Annotated in this window: 8 protein-coding genes; all 8 read left to right on the top strand. The window is 39.6% G+C overall.

All coding sequences use genetic code 11. The features are described from left to right. Position 1 precedes the first annotated feature (1 nt). The 8 genes from EHC72_RS07240 to EHC72_RS07275 all read left to right on the top strand — a co-directional run bounded on the left by EHC72_RS07240 (position 2) and on the right by EHC72_RS07275 (position 15738). Entirely contained in the window at positions 2-1405 is a 1404-nt protein-coding gene (locus EHC72_RS07240) for a sialate O-acetylesterase (protein ID WP_131537009.1), read from the top strand. Positions 1406-1799: 394 nt separating this feature from the next. Next, the gene (locus EHC72_RS07245; protein WP_131537010.1) at positions 1800-4634 is read left to right on the top strand and encodes a SusC/RagA family TonB-linked outer membrane protein; all 2835 of its coding nucleotides are present in this window, start codon (positions 1800-1802) and stop codon (positions 4632-4634) included. 2 nt (positions 4635-4636) lie between these two features. After that, on the top strand, positions 4637-6325 hold the full coding sequence (locus EHC72_RS07250) for a RagB/SusD family nutrient uptake outer membrane protein (protein ID WP_131537011.1): 1689 nt from the start codon (positions 4637-4639) through the stop codon (positions 6323-6325). A 33-nt stretch (positions 6326-6358) separates the two neighbouring features. Further along, positions 6359-9466, top strand: coding sequence for a SusC/RagA family TonB-linked outer membrane protein (locus tag EHC72_RS07255; protein ID WP_131537012.1), 3108 nt, complete (start codon positions 6359-6361; stop codon positions 9464-9466). A 9-nt stretch (positions 9467-9475) separates the two neighbouring features. Next, positions 9476-11227 carry a RagB/SusD family nutrient uptake outer membrane protein gene (locus EHC72_RS07260; protein ID WP_131537013.1) on the top strand — a complete coding sequence of 584 codons (1752 nt, stop codon included), beginning with the start codon at positions 9476-9478 and terminating at the stop codon, positions 11225-11227. Positions 11228-11485: 258 nt separating this feature from the next. Beyond that, the gene (locus EHC72_RS07265; RefSeq protein WP_131537014.1) at positions 11486-12601 is read left to right on the top strand and encodes an alginate lyase family protein; all 1116 of its coding nucleotides are present in this window, start codon (positions 11486-11488) and stop codon (positions 12599-12601) included. A 53-nt stretch (positions 12602-12654) separates the two neighbouring features. Next, complete coding sequence (locus tag EHC72_RS07270; protein WP_131537015.1) at positions 12655-13518, top strand: glycoside hydrolase family 16 protein; 864 nt, start codon at positions 12655-12657, stop codon at positions 13516-13518. 57 nt (positions 13519-13575) lie between these two features. Next, the gene (locus EHC72_RS07275; RefSeq protein ID WP_246029397.1) at positions 13576-15738 is read left to right on the top strand and encodes an alpha-galactosidase; all 2163 of its coding nucleotides are present in this window, start codon (positions 13576-13578) and stop codon (positions 15736-15738) included. Positions 15739-15749: the final 11 nt, after the last annotated feature.

The raw sequence follows: 15749 nt of genomic DNA on the forward strand, positions 1-15749 counted from the left end.
CATGAAATTACGGAACTGCATCTTATGTTTACTTTTTATCTCGGCATTTACTGCACAGGCCGAAGTAAAATTACCTGCGTTATTTGCCAATGGGATGGTTTTACAACAAAAAACCAATGTGAAAATATGGGGTTTTTCTACGGGTAAGAAATCAATCCGGATTAAAACTTCCTGGGATCATAAAACCTATCAGGTTAAGCCTTTAGAAAATGGAAACTGGCAAACCTTGCTTGCAACACCTTCTGCTGGTGGACCATATTCCATCAATATTGATCAGGAAAATAAGATTATTTTAAGCGATGTTTTAATTGGTGAGGTGTGGGTTTGTTCCGGCCAATCGAATATGGATATGCCAGTGAAAGGTTATGGCGGTTTACCCATTACCAATTCAATAGATATTTTAATGGATGCCCCAAACCCAAATTTAAGGTTGTTCCATGTTGAAAAGGCATTCTCAGCCACGCCAAAATCAGATGTTAAAGGAAGTTGGGAGCAGGCTGATGCCAGCTCGGCAAGTACTTTTAGTGCCGTTGGTTATCAGTTTGCCAATTTTTTACAAAAACATTTAGGGGTACCTGTTGGGATAATTCAAACCACTTGGGGTGGTTCTCCAATTGAGGCCTGGACAGATAAAATAGTGATCGAAAACCTTTTAGGCGATCGCCTAACCTCTGATCGGGCAATATCTAAAGCCAATCATCAAACACCGGGTAATCTTTACAACGCGATGGTTAAACCAATAATTGGGTACAACATTGCTGGCGTAATCTGGTATCAGGGCGAACAAAACCGGCACAACCATCAGGATTATCTGGCTTTGCAAATGGCAATGGTAAACCTTTGGCGAAAAGAGTGGGGCATAGGTGCTTGGTCTTTTTATGGTGTGCAGCTGGCACCTATGGATTATGGTAAAGAACCTGCTCTTTCTGTACCTCTTTTAAGAGAGGCACAATTGAAATTAGCCGATACTTTGGAAAACTCCGGTATGGCCATTTCTATCGATGCCGGTGAAGAACACAATATTCATCCTGCCAATAAAACAGTTGTAGCAAAAAGACTGGCTTATTTGGCCCTTGCTAAAACCTACCATAAAAATGGGATTGCATTCAGCGGACCAAGATACCAGTCCATGCAAGTTAAACAGGATACGGTGACGGTTAAATTTTCAGGTATCCCATTGGGAATGACGGCTTATGGAACAAAAATAACACAGTTTGAAGTTGCGGGCAACGATAAAGTTTTTCATCCGGCATTGGCAAAGATAAAAGATAATAAAGTGATTCTGGTTAGTGCCGAAGTTAAGCAGCCTGTAGCTGTGAGGTACGCTTTTAAAGATTGGTGCGTGGGAGAACTTTATAGTGTGGAGGGATTGCCTGCCTCGCCATTTAGAACTGATGATTGGTAATGGATAATTTGCTTAACCAACCACTTTAAAAAAGCAAGACATTGTTTATAATGTGATTAAAGCTAGGTCATAATTAAAAAATCTGTAAGTCTGCTCATTCTTTTTTGTATTGATTGTTAGTGGTTTATCGATTTATGAGAACGTTCCCATTTTTTGGGAACGTTCTCATAAAATTTAATCTGCACATTATAATACCCAAAATCAAAAGCTGAATATCTTTGGTATATAGATTTTAACCAAATCCAATAACCAAATATTATGAGAGAACTTTACTACAAGAATGTTTCTGCTTTACCTTATTTTTCCGCCAAGATATAAGTGTATGTAATCGGTCTTTCCAACCGGAAATCAAAACGGAACATTATCCCTTAAACTTTTAAAAATTAAACTAACCATGTCGATTTTTATAAAACCATTTATGGCATCGCTATGCTGTCTTTTTATTTATGCCGGCGGTATTAGCGCACAAGAAATAGCAGTAGTTAAGCCACGCCAACAGTTAACGAACGATTCCCTTCTCAATGATTCATTGAGGAATTTAAAACAGCTTATTTATTTCAACACCCCAAAAAAAATATCAACCACCTCATCGGCAATGGTGTTGGGGAAAGAATTTAATACCACGCCGGTTGTTGCCTATCCAATGGCTCTTGCAGGTCGGTTGGCAGGCTTATCTGTTTCACAGGGCAATGGAGAGCCGCTAAATGAAGGTTTCTCTTACCGCTTGCGGGGGCAAACTCCACTGATCTTTATAGATGGTATTCCGCGTTCGGTAACCGAGATCAGTATGGAAGAAATCGAATCGGTTACGGTATTAAAAGATGCCGTATCGCTTGCGATGCTGGGTGTTAGAGGATCAGGAGGCGCCATTTCAATTGTAACTAAAAAAGGGACGCCCGGTAAGCAGCAAATTAGTTTTACAGGGCAATGGGGAACTCAAAAACCTCTGCAAAATCTCATTTCAAATCCGCTTGATGCCTATAATTATGCGCAGTTGTATAATGAGGCTATTGTGAACGATGGCTTATCCGTTGCCAGCAATGGTTTTAGTCAGGCTGCTTTAAATGGTTTCCAATCTGGCAGTAACCCATACTTGTATCCAAATGTAGATTGGAGGGACCAGGTACTTAAAAATTCGGCAGCAATAGCCCGTTACAATTTAAATACCAGTGGTGGCAATAACTATGTTAAATATTTTATCAACCTAGAGCACATCAGTCAGGATGGTTTTTTAAAAACCAGCGATCTGAATAGTAACTACAGTACAAACGCTGGTGTAAAAGGATATTTTATCCGTTCCAATGTAGATGTAAACCTAACCGATAAAATCACTGCGGGAATTTACATTCAGGGGAGGATTTTAAATAAAAATAACCCCGGAAATGCGGCTGCAGACAATATCTTTTCATCTCTTTTAGCTACACCAAACAGTGCTTATCCTGTATATAATGCCAATGGCAGTTATGGCGGTTCATCACAGTTTACCAATAATATTTTAGCACAGAGCATCAGTTCTGGTTACTCTTTAATTAACACGCGTACCGTTTTAACCGATGTTTACCTGAAACACACTTTGGATGATTTAACCAAAGGCATGTGGGTAAAGGTTAGGGCTTCATTTTTTAGCAACCTTAACGAAAACCTGGTTAGGACCAAATCGTTTGCCGTTTTTGAGCCTAACGGCATTTCAGGCGCAGGCCAACTTACCTACCGACAGTTTGGTACAAACAGCGATCAGATCAATACTAACTCCATTGGTTTTCAGAACCGTTCAGATTTTCAGGAGTTTTCGGTTGGCTATAACCATACTTTCGGGAAACATGGTTTTGATGCGGTGCTTTTAGCTAACCGGGATAATTTGGTAAATGGCACCAATCTACCCTACACCATTCAGGGCATTTCGGGTCATGTGGCTTATAATTTCGACGAGAAATACCTGGCAGAAGTATCATTTGCCCAGAATGGCGCTAACCGTTATCCTAATAATGGCGGTTTTAAATATGGTTTCTTCCCTGCTGCGGGTTTAGGCTGGAACATCAATAAAGAAGAATTTCTAAAAGATTTAACCTGGTTAAACAATCTGAAACTTTATACCTCTTACGGTAAGAGCGGTAAAAATAACTCGGCGTATTATACCTATATGCAGGTTTATAATGCTACACCGGTTTCTTATTTCGGATCGAGTGCAGCAGCAGGAACAACTGTTGGCGAATCTTATCTGGCTAATCCAAACCTTACCTGGGAAAAAGCAAAACTCTTTAATGTAGGCGTGGATGCAGCTTTATTTAAAAACCAGTTCTCCTTTAACCTCGAATATTATTCAAATGATTACAGCGATTTAAGCATTGTGCGAGGAAATAATTCTGGCCTGCTAGGCATCTCGTATCCTGAAGAAAATATTGGCAAACAGCGGTATTACGGGTGGGATGCACAGATCAACTGGTCGCAGAAGTTTAGGGATTTTGGTTATTTCGTTAGTGCAAATGCAAGTCTGCAGAACTCAAAATTAATTTACGCTGCAGAAGCCAGTCAACGTTATAGCTGGATGTACAAAACTGGTCATCCGGTAGGGCAAAACTATGGTTATATTGCGGAGGGATTATTCCAGAACCAACAGGAAATTACAGGTTATCCAACCATTGAGGGCTATACACCGCAACCCGGCGATATTAAATATCGTGACTTAAATGGGGATGGAGTGATTAATCAGTTTGACCAAACCACATTTGGTTCAGAAAAAGCAACTGTTTTTCTGGGCACCCAAATTGGTTTTAACTTTAAAGGAATTGATTTCAGTGCGCTCTTTCAGGGCGTATTGAATCAGCAGGTTTACCTATCAGGAAATGCGTACCGCGAGTTTCAAAACGGCACGGCACAAGCTTATGAAACTCAGTTAAACAGGTGGACCCCTACAACTGCTGCTACGGCAACTTATCCTAGGCTTACTACAAGCTCAGGCCCGAGAAATGGTGCACAAAATAACTTTGTAAGTTCATCGTACTGGTTACGGAGTGGAAATTACATCCGCTTAAAAACCATAGAGTTGGGCTATACCATTCCGGTATCGGCAATGAAAAAAATCGGCTTAAAATCAACAAGGGTATTCTTAAACGGACTTAACCTTTACACCTGGAGTTCGGATACGTTTAATGGTGCTGATCCAGAAAATTATACAGGGGCTTATCCCATTGGAAAAGTATTTAATGTGGGCGTAAACATTCAATTATAGTTATGAAAAAAATATTGAGTTTATTAATCATAGCGTTGACGATGGTATCGTCATCATGCAAGAAATTTGAAAATGAACCTGAAGAGCGAACAACAGAAACTGATGTTTTCGATCCTTCAGATAAAACCGGAACACTTTCTACTGCATATCTTCTGGGGATTTATTCTTTTCTTCCGGCAGGATTTAACAGGATAGATGGCGATTTATTAGATGCGGCAACTGATGATGCTGTACCTTCTTCAAACCGTTCTAACATCAGCTTATTTACCAACGGACAGTTAACCGCGGCTAATTATCCTGATAACAACTGGAGCAACAGTTACACCATCATCCGCCGGTGTAATGTGTTTTTGAAAAATATTGGTATCGTGCCAATTGCTGATGCCATCAGGCAGCGTCAGGTTGCCGAGGCTCGTTTTTTGCGTGCCTTTGCTTACTTCGAACTTTTAAAACGTTATGGTGGTATTCCCCTGATTGGTGATCAGGTTTTTAATCTAGAAAATGATCTGAACCTTCCCCGTAATACATTTGCAGAATGTGTAGATTATATTTCAGGCGAATGCGATTATACGGCAGCAAATCTGCCAAATGGATCTACCGTTATTGCTGCAGAATTTGGCAGGGTACCAGCAGAGGCTGCACTGGCTTTAAAATGCAGGCTTTACCTATATGCAGCAAGTCCGCTTTTTAATGGTGGTGGTGTTGAATCCAACAGTACCTTAAAATCATTAACAGGATATTTAAATGCCGATCAAAACCGATGGACGCAAGTTATTAACGCTGCTGAGGCCATTATTGCAAAAGGTTATTACAAGCTTCCTGCCGGAACTGGGACAACAACTTATGCTGCAGTTTTTACCACGAAAATTAATACCGATATTATTTTTTCAAAACAATCTGCTAATTCAACAGTAATCGAAAATGCCAATGCTCCAGTAGGTTATGTAGCGCCAACTGCTAGTAACGGCCGTACCAGTCCGACACAAAATTTGGTGAATGCTTTTCCAAATTTAAATGGCTCGGCCTATACAGGAACGCAGACCGCGGCCACACAATATGATAACCGCGATCCAAGATTAAAAGCGATTATTTTTTACAATAGCACCGCATGGCTGGGCCGGCCAGTGCAAACTTTCGAAGGTGGTTTGGATAAACCGAATCAGGCTTTTAAAACACAAACCAGAACTTCTTACTACTTAAGAAAGTTTATGGCCGATTTTTCTACCTCAACCACCTATTCCAACCAAAGTCACAACTTTCCATATTTCAGGTTTGCAGAGGTTTTATTGAATTATGCAGAGGCTTTAAATGAAGTAAACCGGGTAGAAGATGCCGTTAAGCAGCTGATTTTAATCAGAGCAAGGGCAGGGATTACTGCAGGTACTGGCAACCGTTATGGCATTAGTGTAGGCATTACGCAGGAGCAATTGAGGGATTTGATCAGAAATGAACGCCGAATTGAGCTTAGTTTTGAAGAACACCGTTTCTTCGATATCCGCCGCTGGAAATTGGCATCGGCTTTAACCGGAAGTTTTCAGGGCTTAAAAATCACCCAAAATGGTTCTGCCTATAATTATGAACTCCAAAATGTAAGCGATAATGTTTTCAGCAATAAATATTATCATATGCCGATTCCTTACGCGGAGATTACCAAAAACACACGGTTACTACAAAATGAGGGCTATTACTAATACTGCATGGTTTTAATTTTTTAAAAGAACGAAATGAGAAAATATATATACATGTTAAGTGTGTTTCTTTTGGTGTTCGGCTTTTCGGCCATGGCACAAAAAAGAGAAATTACCGGCCAGGTGAGTGATAAAACTGGCGGTTTGCCGGGGGTGAGCGTAATTGATAAAACCAATCCAAAAAACGGAACTTTAACCGATGCAAATGGTCGGTTCAGGTTAGCTGTTGAAGGAAATACAATTACGCTTAAAATGGTTGGTTATGCCACAAAAGAGGTATCAGTACAAGGTTTAAGCAATGTTATGGTAACCTTAAGCGAAGATCAAACCAATTTAGATGAGGTGGTTATTGTAGGTTTTGGAGAAAAAAAGAAACTTACCCTAACCGGTGCAGTAAGTGCAATAAGTGGTAAAGATATTAAGCAAAGTCCATCTCCCAGTTTGCAGAATACACTCGCAGGCAGGGTAACGGGTTTTAGCAGTCAGCAACGTTCCGGGCAGCCGGGTAGGGATGGTGCCAGTTTTAACGTTCGTGGGGTAGGTTCTTATGTAGGGAATAACAATCCACTGATTTTGGTTGATGATATTGAGTTTACTTATGATCAGTTTTCTTCTCTTAACGCGAATGAAGTGGAGTCGGTAAGTATTTTGAAAGATGCCTCTACCACATCAATTTATGGTATTAAAGGCGCAAACGGCGTAATTTTGGTTACTACGGTACGTGGTAAAGTAGGTAAACCACAAATTACTTTTCAGGCAGAATATGGTTTAAATCAGTTAACCCGCCGCCCCGAATATTTAGATGCCTATCAATCCGCATCAATTATTAATCAGGGCGAAGTGAATACAAATGCACTTAATCCAAATCCGAATTTTGTGCGTACTTTTTCTGATCAGGATTTAGAACTTTATCGCAATGGAACAGACCCATACGGGCACCCAAATAACGATTGGACGGATATTTTATTAAAAAAGTTTGCACCACAGCTCCGCGGTAATTTTGACATTACTGGCGGTACCGAAAAAGCCAAATATTTTGTTTCCGTAGGCTACCTGAACCAGGGCGGTCAGTTAAAAGATTACAGCGCAGATTTGAACAGCCAGTTTTATTACAAACGCTACAATTACCGTTCTAATGTTGATGTTAAACTAACCAAAACACTGGATGTTAAGTTCGACTTATTTGGTAATGTGGATGAACTGAACACCAACAATGCCAGTGCTAACAGTTTATTTAGCGATTTAGGCCGTACAGCAGAAACTGCGCCTTTTAATTACCCAATTTATAATCCAGATGGAAGTTTAGGTTACAGTTTGTGGCAAAGAAATTCCTCAGGAAGAAATAACAATAACCTTATTGGTAGGTTGATGTATAACGGTTATTCCCGTACTTATTCAAATAATATAAATTTGGCTACATCAGCAGTTCAGAAACTGGATTTCATTACCAAAGGTTTATCTGTAAAAGGAACTTTGGCTTACCGGAACCTTTACGCTTATACCCGTAATTTGCAACGCCCTACCAGTGGTACAGGTTTTATTTCCTATATCTACGATCCGGTAACGGGTAATTATAATTTTGGACAACGTGATAACGTATACAGACTCAGTATTCCGGCACTTACTTCTCCTGCCAGTAGTACCAATAGCTCGCTAACCTTACAAGCCATTTTAAACTATAACCGCTCCTTTGGCGATCATAACGTTACTGGTTTGTTTTTATACAATCAAAACAGCAAATCCTACCAAAACAATGCTGAGGGGAACCGTTACAACTTCATTCCAGAAAATTTTAGGGGATATACCGCCAGATTAGGTTATGATTATAAACAGAAGTATATTTTGGAGGTAAGTGGCGCCTACAACGGTACCGATCGTTTTGCCGTTGGAAAAAGATTAGGGTTCTTCCCCGCAGGATCGGTAGGATGGAATATTGCGGAAGAGAAAGTTTTTAAAGATAACCTGAAGTTTATCGATCTTTTTAAAGCACGTGCATCTTACGGCCTAGTAGGAGCAGACGGAACAGATGGTACTTACGCATACCTGCAATCTTATACCGCAGGTAGCGGAACCGGGCTTTTTGGCTTAGCACCTAATAATCCATACGGAATTGCAACCGAAGGTACATTAGGAAACGATCAGGTAACCTGGGAGAAAGAAAAGAAATTGGATATTGGCCTTGATATTGCCCTGTTCAAACGTAAATTCACTGCATCATTTGATTATTTTAACAACAACCGTTACGATATCTTAACCACAAGGGGAACCGTTTCAGCGGTTTTCGGTCAAAATCTGCCCCGTGTTAATTTAGGGAAAGTAAACAATAAAGGGTTTGAAGTAGAATTTGGTTTCAATAATAATATTGGCACCGACTGGAGATATTCTGTACGCGGTACTTACTCTTTGGCAAAAAATAAGATTGTTTTTGCTGATGAGGCCGTTCAAACATACTCATATCAAACCCTAACTGGTCAATCTATCGGTTCGGTATTAAAGTACAACTGGACTGGCGAATTTTATAGTGTTGCCGATATCGCAGATCCAGCCGTTCCAAAACCAATAATAGGCGGTCGCCCGGGCGATTTGAAATATAAAGACTTAAATGCTGATGGCGTAATTGACGTCAATGACAGGTCGTACTTTGGGTACACCAATTTACCAACCACTACGCTTGGATTGACTTTAAGTACATCTTATAAAAATTTTAGCCTTACTGTATTGTTCCAGGGAGCTACAAATTTTGTGGCCAGTGCACAGGGTGCGGTTATTCACCATAATGCAAGTAAAGCTTTGCCTATTCACCTGGAGCATTGGACACCAGAACTTGGAAATAATGCAAAATACCCACAATTGTATACCACGGCTTTGAGTCAGAGTCCACGAGATTTTTATTCTGATTTTTGGGCAATTCCAGCCGATTATTTAAGGCTAAAAACGGCCGAGATCAGCTATACCGCAGGGCCGAAATTGCTGAGTAAATTAAGATTGAAAGGCTTAAGGCTTTACACCAACGGATATAATTTATTTACCTGGACTAAACTGGATAAACTTTATAACCTGGATCCGGAGGTATTAGAATCATCAGCTGATTTACCTTACCCACCAACAAGAATTTTGAATTTTGGTATTAACGTTACCTTTTAATTGAGTGATATGAAAAAGATAATTACAATATTGCTACTTGCAACGGTTATATTTTCGTGTAAAAAATCTGGCTTTTTGGATGATAAAACCAATGGTTTAGATGAAAATGCTGTTTTTACAGATAGCATTCAGACCATTAATTTTTTAAACAGAATTTACGTTGATGCTGGTTACAGTTTTGGTCCATCACGTTTTAACTCTGCCGGTGGAACGGGTAATACAGAATTGGCTACTGATAATGCCGAAGGTAATAATAACCTTTCTGTTTGGGCTGATTCCTATGTTCAGGGCGTAATTGGGCCAAATAACGTTTCAACTAACTTTGCCACCGATAAAGATTTTTGGGCAACACCATATAAAAATATCCGCCGGATTAATTTATTGCTTTCAAAATTGCCTGATGCACCTTTAAGTGCCGCAATGAAAAACAGAATACGTGGAGAAGCCCGTTTTTTAAGGGCATATTTTTATCATTATATGATTGTGGCATTTGGTGGCGTTCCGGTTATTGATGATCAGGTTTTTGGAATTAACGACATTATTAATCTTCCGAGAAATAGCTTTAGTGATTGTGTAAACTACATCACCTCAGAACTGGATGCTGCTGCCACTGAACTTTCAACTGTAATTTACAAAGATATTGATTACGGAAGGGTAACCCGTGGTGCATGTTTAGCGCTAAAATCTAGGGTTTTGCTCTATGCGGCAAGTCCTTTGTTTAATGGAGGCGCAATAACAACCAGCCCGGCACTACTTCCGTTGGTTGGTTATCCATCAATCGATAATAACCGTTGGATGGCTGCTGCAAATGCAGCAGAAGCCTTAATCAACACCGGATTATATTCGCTTAATGTAGATAATGTAACCAGACCTGGAAATGGTTTTTACCAGTTGTTTTTAAAACGGGTAAACAGTGAGTATATTTTTGCCTATAACCGCCCGGTGCAAAAGGAGTTTGAAACTTTTTATTTGCCACCAACCAGATCGGGAAGCAGTGTAATGAAACCTACGCAGAGTTTGGCCGAGGCTTTCCCAATGCGTGATGGTAAATCAATTAAAGAAAGCACCACTTACAATGCAAACGATCCTTATGTAAACCGCGATCCCCGGTTCGAGTTTTCAATGATTTACAATGGCTTATCTTACATCAGCAATACGGGCGTAAAAACGCAGGTATTTACTTACACCAGTACAGGCTCTGCAATTGCCAACACCACATCTGACGCTTATACACCGCAAAATAAATTTACTGGTTATTTTTCACGTAAAATGCTTGATGAAAACTTAACCAATGCAAGTTCAGGTACCACAGAAAGAGCTTGGCCGCTCATTCGTTATGCTGAAATTTTGCTTAACTATGCTGAGGCCATAACCGAGGCTGGTCAGCCTGAGAAAGCTTACGATAAATTAAAACTCTTACGTGAGCGTGCAGGTATTTTACCCGGAAGCGATGGTCTGTACGGTTTGAAAGCAAATATGACAGTAGCCGAAATGCGTGAAGTGGTGCGTAACGAACGCCGTATTGAGCTTGCTTTTGAAGATCACCGATGGAATGATATCAGAAGATGGAAAATTGCATCAACCATTTTAAAAGGATTTAACAGTGTTGATATTATTACCAGAAGTGCAACCAATACTTACAAACATACCATTGGTACTGCGCCGCGACCGTTAAATTTTAGAGATGCGATGTATCTTTTGCCTTTGCCATTGGCCGAAATTCAGAAAATGCCCTTGATGTTGCAAAATCCCGGATACTAGCGCTTAATCTCATTCATAACATAGTTTAACTCTCAAAACTCCATTTCCAGCCCGAAAGTGCAAACTTTCGGGCTTATTTATGCTAAAACTATTCAGTTTGGAAACGTTCCCAAAGAATGGGAACGTTTCCATTTAATAAGTATGCCCTAAAATGCCTTGTTTTAAATATACAGGCATTATCTTCGAAATATCGATTTTGGATTGGAATATAATCACATTCTCAAGTCAAAATTGTAATTTAACCAAATAGCAACACCAATGAACAAACTTAAACCGAACCTAATTTTTTCTGTTGTCTTATGCCTCATATCCTGGCTCAGCTTTCAAAATAAGCTTTATGCAAACGATAAACCAGGTGGGATGCATCCGCAAAAACAAATCGATTTTGTTAAAACACAGATCAAACATAAAAAAGAACCCTTTTTAACCGCTTTTAATGCACTTATTGTTAAAGCTGATTCTGCACTGCTCGTTAATCAGCATGCGGTTGAGGATTTTAGCATTCCAGGTTTTTATGCTGATAAAGAAGGGCACCGCAGAACGTCTCTGGCACTGCAGGTTGATGGCTTTTCTGCCTATAGCTGTGCCTTGGCCTATCAGTTAACGGGCAAAACTAAATATGCGGTTAAAGCCATTTATTTTTTGAATTCATGGGCAACAATAAATAAAAAATATTCCCTGTTAGATGGTTCTTTGGTTATGTCGTACTCTGGAACGACTATAATGATGGCTGCGGAACTGCTAAAAAATAATAAAAACTGGAAAGCCGCAGACCAGGAAAAGTTTACCTGGTGGACAAAAAATGTATTTCGCCACGCGGCAAATAGCATCCGTTACCGAAATAATAATTCGGGTGATTGGTCGAGATTTGCTTCCCTTTTGGCTGATGTTTATTTAAATGATCAGGAAGATTTTAAAAAAAATGTTGAAATGATCAAAAATGAACTGTTCAAACAAATTGCACCTGATGGACACATGGTTGAGGAGGTTAAACGTCAGGGAAATGGAATTTGGTACACGTATTTTTCATTGGCGCCAATCTCAGCATCCTTTTGGGTAATTTATAACCAGACTGGAGAAAATCTTTATGCCCTAGAAAAAGATGGTACTTCAGTAAAAAAAGCACTCGATTACCTGCTTTATTACAATCAGCACCCTGCAGAGTGGACTTGGTTTAAAAATCCTGTAACGGGTAATAAAAATACTGAAACGGGTTTTTGGCCGGCAAATTTGCTTGAAGCAATGAATGGTATTTATCACAGTAAGGACTTTGAAGCCTTTGTTGCGCCTTACAGACCAATTATGTATCCGCGACACGATTATGCCTGGACTTATCCAACATTATTTCCATTGAGCTTAACCGATTACAAATAAATCTGAGCACAGAAATAAAATGAGGTGATTTTGCCCTCAAATTTAAAGTTATTATGAAAAATTATTCATTAAGGTATTTGTTCGTTTGCTGTAGTTTACCTGTTGCATTCTTCTCATCTGCCCAAAAACAAACCATTATTAAACCGCCTAAATTAGAAAGCGATGGCTATAAACTGGTTTGGAAAGAGGAATTTAATTATAAAGGTGCTCCGGATAAAACAAAATGGACTTTTGAACAGGGTTTTGAGCGCAATGAAGAATTTCAATGGTACCAGCCAGAAAATGCCTGGTGCGAAAAGGGGAACCTGGTGCTGGAGGCAAGGAGGGAAAATAAAACTAACCCAAATTTTGTTGAAGGGAGTAGCGATTGGAAAAAGAACAGAAAACAGGCAGAATATACTTCATCGAGTATTAAAACCCGAGGTTTACACAGCTGGCTTTATGGCCGTTTTGTGATGCGAGGTAAAATTGATATTCGAGATGGGATCTGGCCTGCCTGGTGGACTTTAGGTACAAAAGGTACCTGGCCGGCTACGGGCGAAATTGACATCATGGAATATTACCGCAAAAAACTTTTGGCTAATATTGCCTATATGGGTGAGCATAAAAAAGATGCCTGGTTTAGTGTAGAAAAAGATATCGATTCGCTTGGAGGCAAAGCCTGGGCAGATAAATTTCATATCTGGCGCATGGATTGGGACGAAAACAGTATTGCTCTCTATGTGGATAATCAATTGCTCAGTAAAGTTGAAATGGATAAACTGGTTAACCAAAATGGAACAGGTATTAATCCTTTTAAACAACCTCATTACATGTTGCTTGATTTGGCGATAGGCGGAAAGCAGGGGGGAGACCCATCAAAAACTACGTTTCCGGTCAGGTTTGAAGTGGACTACATTAGGGTTTATCAAAAATAAATACGCAAAGCAAAAATGATGAATAACCAAATATTAAAATTCCGAAAACTGCTGCTTTTGCTATTCACTGTATTCTTTGTTTTTGGCGCAAAAGCACAATCAACTTTAATTCCGATTGAAAGCAAAAACAACGCTATCGTTTTAAAAGCCGATAAAGGCGGTGTGCTCAAGATGGTTTATTTTGGGAAAAAACTGGGCAATAAAGAAGAGTATAATAAAATAGCAGCCTTATATCAGCAGGGTGATGATTACTCGGGTGTTTTAAATGCTGCCTATACCACCTCGGGATCGCAAAATCTGGTCGAACCAGCTTTAACTGTCGTTCATGCCGATGGAAATACTTCGCTTGATCTTCACTATATTGGCTATGAAACCAAAGCACTGGAAAATAATGTTCTTTTAACCACAGTGCGCTTAAAAGATCCGGTTTATCCATTTGAAGTAACCCTGAATTATAAGGTTTATGTCAATGAAGATGTTGTTGAACAGTGGACCAATATCAGGCACAATGAGAAGAAATCGGTTAGGCTTGATAAATATGCATCTGCAAATCTTTACCTAAAAGGAAAGGGTTTTTGGCTAAAACAATACCATGGCGATTGGGCAAAAGAAATGCAACCTGAAGAGTCTAAACTCACTCATGGCATTAAGGTTTTAGATAGTAAATTAGGAACAAGGGCGCACCTGTATCAGCCGCCAACCTTCATGCTTTCGTTAAATGAACCAGCTGATGAAGATCATGGCGATGTACTTTATGGCAGTATGGAATGGTCTGGTAATTTCAGAATTGACCTAGAGCTTGATCCGCTGAATAACCTGCGCATTATTGCCGGGGCAAATAATCATGCCGCCGCCTATGAGTTAAAACCAAATACCGATTTTACCACACCTGCATTTTTGTTTACTTTTTCTGATTCGGGAAAAGGTGATGCAAGCAGGAAATTGCAGAACTGGGCCAGAAATTATCGTGTTTTGGATGGGAATGGCTCCCGTTTAACTTTGTTGAATAATTGGGAGGCAACTTTTTTTGACTTTAATGAGCAAAAGTTAGCACGCTTGTTAAGCGATACCAAAAAATTGGGTGTAGATCTTTTTTTGCTTGACGATGGTTGGTTTGGTAATAAATATCCCCGCAACAGCGATAATGCCGCACTTGGCGATTGGCAGGAAAACAAGAAAAAACTTCCTAATGGGATAAGTGCATTGGTAAAAGAGGCTAGTGCAAACGGTGTAAAGTTTGGCATTTGGTTAGAGCCCGAAATGGTAAGTCCTAAAAGCGAGCTTTATGAAAAACATCCCGATTGGGTAATTAAACAACCCCAGCGCCCGGAAAAGTTGTACCGAAACCAATTGGTTTTAGATTTGAGCAACCCAAAAGTGCAGGATTTTGTTTACAGTATTGTTGATGACCTTTTTACCAAAAATCCAAATTTAGCCTACATCAAATGGGATTGTAATGCTGTAATTTATAATGCCTATTCAAGCCATTTAAGTAACCAGAGCCATCTTTACCTGGAGTACGTTAAAGGTTTATATAATGTTTTGGAAAAAATTAGGGCTAAATATCCAAAAGTGCCTATGATGCTGTGCTCTGGTGGGGGAGGCAGGGTAGATTATGCTGCTTTAAAATATTTCACCGAGTTTTGGCCCAGCGATAATACCGACCCGATGGAAAGAATTTTTATCCAATGGGAATATTCTTACTTTTTCCCGGCCATTGCAAGTTCAAACCATGTTACCGATTGGGGCAAACAAAGTCTGAAATTTAAAACCGATGTAGCTATGATGGGCAAATTGGGTTTTGATATCGATATTGCCAAGCTTGATGAAAAGGAGCTTAAATTTTGTCAACAAGCAGTGAGCGCTTACAATGGTATTAAAGAAATTGTATGGCATGGCAATCAGTATCGTTTGTCAGATCCATGGCAAAATGATGTTGCCTCGGTTATGTACACCAATACCGATAAATCAACCGGTGTGCTGTTTAATTATCTCGTTAATGGCCGTTATGATAAAGGCTCAAAAGAACCAGTTAAATTAAAAGGTCTGGATGCAGCTAAACAATATAAACTTTCAGAAATTAACCTATATCCGGAAACCAAAAGCGATATCAATAGTGAAAGTACTTACTCGGGTGAGTTTTTAATGATGATTGGTTTTAATCCTAAAGTAAACGCAAACCGCAAAAGTGTTGTAGTAAAAATCGAAGAAGTAAAATAATAATATAATAA

It is taken from the genome of Pedobacter nototheniae, from assembly GCF_004335085.1.
GTDB classification, from domain to species: Bacteria; Bacteroidota; Bacteroidia; order Sphingobacteriales; family Sphingobacteriaceae; genus Pedobacter; species Pedobacter nototheniae.

What these genes read in the sequence shown, in the direction of transcription:
- EHC72_RS07240 (WP_131537009.1), top strand. Translation starts at nt 2, where the DNA reads ATGAAATTACGGAACTGCATCTTATGTTTACTTTTTATCTCGGCATTT.
- EHC72_RS07245 (WP_131537010.1), top strand. Translation starts at nt 1,800, where the DNA reads ATGTCGATTTTTATAAAACCATTTATGGCATCGCTATGCTGTCTTTTT.
- EHC72_RS07250 (WP_131537011.1), top strand. Translation starts at nt 4,637, where the DNA reads ATGAAAAAAATATTGAGTTTATTAATCATAGCGTTGACGATGGTATCG.
- EHC72_RS07255 (WP_131537012.1), top strand. Translation starts at nt 6,359, where the DNA reads ATGAGAAAATATATATACATGTTAAGTGTGTTTCTTTTGGTGTTCGGC.
- EHC72_RS07260 (WP_131537013.1), top strand. Translation starts at nt 9,476, where the DNA reads ATGAAAAAGATAATTACAATATTGCTACTTGCAACGGTTATATTTTCG.
- EHC72_RS07265 (WP_131537014.1), top strand. Translation starts at nt 11,486, where the DNA reads ATGAACAAACTTAAACCGAACCTAATTTTTTCTGTTGTCTTATGCCTC.
- EHC72_RS07270 (WP_131537015.1), top strand. Translation starts at nt 12,655, where the DNA reads ATGAAAAATTATTCATTAAGGTATTTGTTCGTTTGCTGTAGTTTACCT.